Source organism: Clostridium sp., from assembly GCF_032552055.1.
Lineage (GTDB): Bacteria > Bacillota > Clostridia > Clostridiales > Clostridiaceae > Clostridium.
Window position 1 is genome coordinate 1 of sequence record NZ_JAWGSV010000218.1, and the last position, 5294, is coordinate 5294.

A 5294-nucleotide genomic window follows, 5' to 3' on the forward strand; every position below is an offset into this window, starting at 1 on the left:
ATATAAATGAATATAATAATATTTTTAATACTTTTAAAAAATCAAATTTAATAAAATCGGCCAATTTTTCTGATTTTATTTGGGAGGTAGATAATGTTTATGAAAATTCAGGTTATATAAATAGAATAGATTTTACGGGTATTGGTAATGAATATAGAATTATAATAAAATGTTTACTTTTAGAGAAAATGAACGATATAGATAAAAAAGTTTCACCAGAAACATTAGTTACACGATATAGGTATTTAATAAAAGTATTAAAAAAAATAGTAAACTTTGATGAAAATGGTTTAGAGAAATTTAAAGAAATAATGGAGAATAATAAAAATAAAATGTCAACTATAGCAAGGGTACAAACTGCAATATATGATCTATATTTTTTTGTTGATGAAGATAAGAAAATTGGTGAGTTTTTAGAAATAACAGCTCAATATTATGATGATTATATTGGAAGAAAAGCTAGAGATTTACCAGATTATAAATCAGTTTTGATATTTGATACTAAACTGAATAGTAATTTTTTTATGTTTAGTGATGAAGAAAAATTGGAGTATTATATTCTTTATTTATGGTGGAAGATAACTATGATAATACCACTAAGACCAAATGATTTTTTAAAATTAAAATATGATTGTTGCTGGAAAGATAGTTGTGGTAAGTTTTGGATAAAGGTTCCTAGGTCAAAAGTAAATGATAAAAATGCAAATATTAAGTTAGTTTATACTTTAGAATGTACTGAGTCAGTATTTAAAATGATTGAGGATTATAAGGGTTTTATTTCTAAGTATGTTGAAATAGCTGAATATTTATTTCCATTTGAATTAAGGTATATTACTTTTTCTAACCTAAGTAAAGGAAATTCAAAAATAAGTAGAATAGATAAGAAAAAGCAAAATAATAATGATGCTAATTTATTAATAAGAAAGTTTGAAGAAAAGTATTTAGCCAAAGAAATAGAAAATGGACAATATTCACATATAACTATGGGAGATACGAGACATTATGCTTTTTGTAATATGATTTTACAAGGATTAAATCCATTAGTAATAGCACAAATAGGAGGGCATACAAGAATTGACTCCCAATTACATTATTATCAACAAATAGAAACTTGTACTAATGCATATATAAAAGAACTTGCATTTAGATATAGAGTTAAAAACCATAAGATCATTGATTCATTGAATGATTATAATAATTATGAATATAAAAGTAGGAATTTATTAATGTTATATTCTGAAGAAGAAAAAAATAGTTTTTTAGAAATTGAAAAAGGGTATTGTATAAAGTATAAAAATATAGAGAGTGATATTAAATTTGATGAGTGTAGAGAAGAGTGTTATGAATGTGAATATCATATAATAAATTTTGATAAATATCCTGAAATGAGAGAGTTATTGAAAAAAAAGTCTAATGAATATCAAGAGATTTTGAACAAACAATTAGCTCTAATAAAAGATATTTCAAAGAATTTAAAAATAGATTATGATCAAAAGCAAGTAGAGCCATTAAAAAACTCAAGTTTAGCTTGCATAGGAAAAAATTTAATAAATATTATGAATCAAAAAGCTATTATTGATGGGAAGTTATTAGAGTATATTTTAGGGGATGAATATGTAAATTATGGAGAATAGAAAAAGAGGCAGAAAAGAAAAAAGTGAGTATAGTAAAGATAGGCTTTTAGAAGAACTAAGGAAATTACAATTATCAGGGAAAAGAGAAAAATTAACTTATCTGGGCTTAGAGAAGTTAACTGGTGTTCCAAGGAGAAATTGGAAGAAGGTTTCTGAATATATAGATAATATTAATCAGGGAATTAATATAGGTGTAACAAAATTTAAATTTGACTTTGCGTTGCCAAGTATTGAAGAAGTATTTGATTTATATTATGGAAAAAATAGAGAGAAATTAATGAATATATTTAGTGAATATAATTTATATTTAAATCAAATGTGGGAATATTACTCATCATATGATGATGTTGTAGAAGAATTTAGAGTTAAGTTAAATGATAAAGAAAATGAAATATTTAAGTATAAAAATACTATCAAAGATTTAGAGTTACAAGTTGATTATTATAAGTGTATTTATGAGGAGCAATGTTTAAAAAGTTCTAATAGAATAAAAAGAAATGAAGAAAATATAAAAGACAATGTTGTTCATATTAATAAGGGAGATAAAAGTAAGTTAAGTTTAGATTTTAAGAAAGAATTTGAAAGATTCCTTAAATAGTTTATAATAGTATATAATAGAAAGACAAAAAATCCTCTTAATTATAAATTATTTGTTTATAATCAAGAGGATTAAATATTTATTAAAATCTGTTAAGTAGAGAGTGAGATAGAAATATGAGTAAAACACTAGTATTAGCTGAGAAGCCTTCAGTAGGTAGAGAATTAGCTAAAATATTAAAATGTAATAATAATAAAGGAAGTTATATAGAAGGAAATAAATATGTAGTAACTTGGGCGCTTGGTCATTTAGTTGGACTAATGGATCCAGAAGGATATGGAGACTCATATAAGACTTGGAGCATGGAAACATTACCTATGTTACCAAAAGAAATGAAACTTTCAGTATTAAAAAAGACTAATAAACAATACAACGAAGTAAAAAAGCAAATGTTTAGAAAAGATATAGAGGAAATAATAATAGCGACAGATGCAGGTAGAGAGGGGGAACTAGTAGCACGTTGGATTATTGAAAATGCAGGAGTACATAAGAAATTAAAAAGATTATGGATATCTTCCCAAACTCAAAAAGCAATTTTAGATGGATTCAAAAATCTAAAGGATGCTAAAGAATATGAAAACTTATATAAGGCGGCAGTTTGTCGTGCTGAGGCTGACTGGTTAATTGGATTAAATGTAACAAGAGCCTTAACTTGCAAATACAATGCTCAATTATCAGCTGGAAGAGTTCAATCACCTACACTTGCGATGATAGTTGATAGAGAGGAAGAAATTAAAAACTTTAAACCGGTAGATTATTATAATATAAATGCTAAAGCAAATGGATTTAAATTAAATTGGGTAGATGATAAAGGAAATTCATCTATTTTTAATGAAGAAATTGCAAAAGCTATAGTATCTAAGATTAATGGGTTAGATGGAGAAGTTGTTGAAATAACTAAGTCAAATAAAAAGAAGTTTTCTCCTGCTCTTTATGATCTAACTGAACTTCAAAGGGATGCAAATAAGATTTGGGGATATTCAGCAAAGCAAACTCTTAATATTATGCAAAGGCTTTACGAAAATCATAAAATGCTAACTTATCCAAGAACAGATTCTAGATACATTACATCTGATATAGTATCAACAATTCCTGAAAGATTAAAGGCTATTGGTATAGGTGAATATAGATTATATACTGATAAATTACTTAAGGATGGTGTAAAGGCAAATAAGAGTTTTGTTGATAATGGTAAAGTAACTGATCACCATGCCATTATCCCTACAGAAGAAAGGGGAAATATAGCTAATTTAAATAACGAAGAAAGACATATTTATGACTTAGTAGTTAGAAGATTTTTAAGCGTTATGTTAACACCTTATGAATATGAACAAACTAATTTGAAGGTTTCTATAAATAATGAAATATTTACTGTTAAGGGAAACATTACCAGAAATAAAGGGTGGAAGAAACTTTATGAAAAAGATTCTCTAGGCGAAGAAGAAAATAGTCAAGAATTACCTATATTAAATAAAGGTGATAAGGTTAAAATTGTTGAAGTTAAATTAGTTAAGAAACAAACTACACCACCATCAAGATTTAATGAAGCAACACTTCTATCTGCAATGGAAAACCCACAAAAGTATGTAAGTGTATCAAAAGAAGCTGCGAAGACATTAGGTGAAACTGGTGGACTTGGAACAGTTGCAACTAGAGCTGATATTATAGAAAAATTATTTAATTCTTTTGTTATAGAAAAGAAGGGCAAGGATATTTATCCTACTTCAAAAGGAAAACAATTAATAGATTTAGTTCCACGAGATCTAAAATCACCATTATTAACTGCAAGGTGGGAGAAGCAATTAGATGATATATCTAAGGGAAAGGTAAATCCTAAAGCATATATAGACGATATGAAAAAATATGCTGCAAAACTTGTTAATGATGTTAAGGGAGGAACGACAAAATTCCATCATGATAATCAAACAGGTAAGAAATGTCCAAATTGTGGTAAGTATTTACTTGAGGTTAATGGCAAGAATGGAAGAATGCTTGTATGCCAAGATAGAGAATGTGGATATAGAGAAAACTTAGCTAGAATTACTAACGCTCGTTGCCCAGAATGTAAAAAGCGACTAGAATTAAGAGGAAATGGAGATGGGAAAATATATGTATGCCCTAATTCAAATTGTATATTTAGGGAAAAGGCAAGTGTTTTTGAAAAGAGATTTGATAAAAATGCTAAAGTAGATAAAAAAGTAGTTAATAATATAATGAAAAAGATGAAAAAAGAATCAGAAGAATTTAATAATAATCCTTTTGCAGCTCTTCTAGGTGATTTAAAGGTAGATAATAAAGAAGATTAATATAAAGTAAAAAATAAGCTATAATACATATTAAATTGTGTTATAGCTTATTTTTTTTAAAAAGGTCCTCAATTGGAATATTTAATGCAGTAGAAATTCCCATTGCTTCATAATCATATACTTCTCTTTGCTTTAATTCAATTCTTGTGAGCATTGGTCTATCAATATCCAATCCTATTGTTTGTAGTTTAGCAGTAAGTTGTTCTTGTGTAAGTTTCTGTTCTTTTCTTAATCTTCTAACATTATCACCAATTATATTTCTTTTTTCCATAATATCAGTCCTAAGTTAAATTTTATGTATTAATTGTAATAAAATGAACAAAATAAAATGTGTGGTTATCACACATTGACTGAAAAAATTTATTTGAGGTGATATATATGGAAATTTTCAGGCCATTAGTTAAAGATATATCTTTATTTAAAGAAATAGTTAAAAATTTAATTAATCCATTAGAAGTGACTAGAGAAGCAATTAGCAACTCTGTTGATGCAGAATCAAAAAATATAAATATTGAAGTTTATAGAAATAATGAGGGAGTATTTTGTATATCTTTTACTGATGATGGTTGTGGAATGAACAAAAGTGAATTAGAAAGTTTTTTTAATTTAGGTGATTCAAGAAAAGATAAAAGGAATATAGGGGAAAAAGGGTTAGGAACTAAGATATTTTTTAAAAGTAAGAAAATTACTGTCTCAACTCAAAAAAATAATTCTAAAATTTTGATTGCAGAAATGGATAATCCATGGTATTACTTG

The 5294-nt window shown here is 26.5% G+C and carries 5 protein-coding genes; 4 read left to right on the top strand and 1 reads right to left on the bottom strand.

The genetic code is table 11. The annotated features are described in order from the left end of the window. The 3 genes from E6248_RS12655 to E6248_RS12665 form a co-directional block, all read left to right on the top strand. On the top strand, positions 1-1634 hold a 1634-nt coding region (locus E6248_RS12655; RefSeq protein ID WP_316341153.1), incomplete at its 5' end, for a hypothetical protein. Next, positions 1624-2232, top strand: coding sequence for a hypothetical protein (locus E6248_RS12660; RefSeq protein ID WP_316341154.1), 609 nt, complete (start codon positions 1624-1626; stop codon positions 2230-2232). The genes E6248_RS12655 and E6248_RS12660, both read left to right, overlap by 11 nt. A 116-nt stretch (positions 2233-2348) precedes the next feature. Then, positions 2349-4538, top strand: a complete 2190-nt coding sequence (locus tag E6248_RS12665) for a DNA topoisomerase III (RefSeq protein WP_316341155.1) — start codon at positions 2349-2351, stop codon at positions 4536-4538. A gap of 40 nt (positions 4539-4578) precedes the next feature. Here E6248_RS12665 and E6248_RS12670 read toward each other — a convergent pair whose 3' ends face one another. Further along, the gene (locus E6248_RS12670; protein WP_316341156.1) at positions 4579-4809 is read right to left on the bottom strand and encodes a helix-turn-helix transcriptional regulator; all 231 of its coding nucleotides are present in this window, start codon (positions 4807-4809) and stop codon (positions 4579-4581) included. Between the two features lie 107 nt (positions 4810-4916). On the opposite strand from E6248_RS12670, the gene E6248_RS12675 reads away from it, so the two are divergent. Beyond that, positions 4917-5294, top strand: a 378-nt coding sequence (locus tag E6248_RS12675) for an ATP-binding protein (RefSeq protein WP_316341157.1), incomplete at its 3' end; no start/stop codon positions are given.

What these genes read in the sequence shown, in the direction of transcription:
- E6248_RS12665 (WP_316341155.1), top strand. Translation starts at nt 2,349, where the DNA reads ATGAGTAAAACACTAGTATTAGCTGAGAAGCCTTCAGTAGGTAGAGAA.
- E6248_RS12660 (WP_316341154.1), top strand. Translation starts at nt 1,624, where the DNA reads ATGGAGAATAGAAAAAGAGGCAGAAAAGAAAAAAGTGAGTATAGTAAA.
- E6248_RS12670 (WP_316341156.1), bottom strand. Translation starts at nt 4,809, where the DNA reads ATGGAAAAAAGAAATATAATTGGTGATAATGTTAGAAGATTAAGAAAA.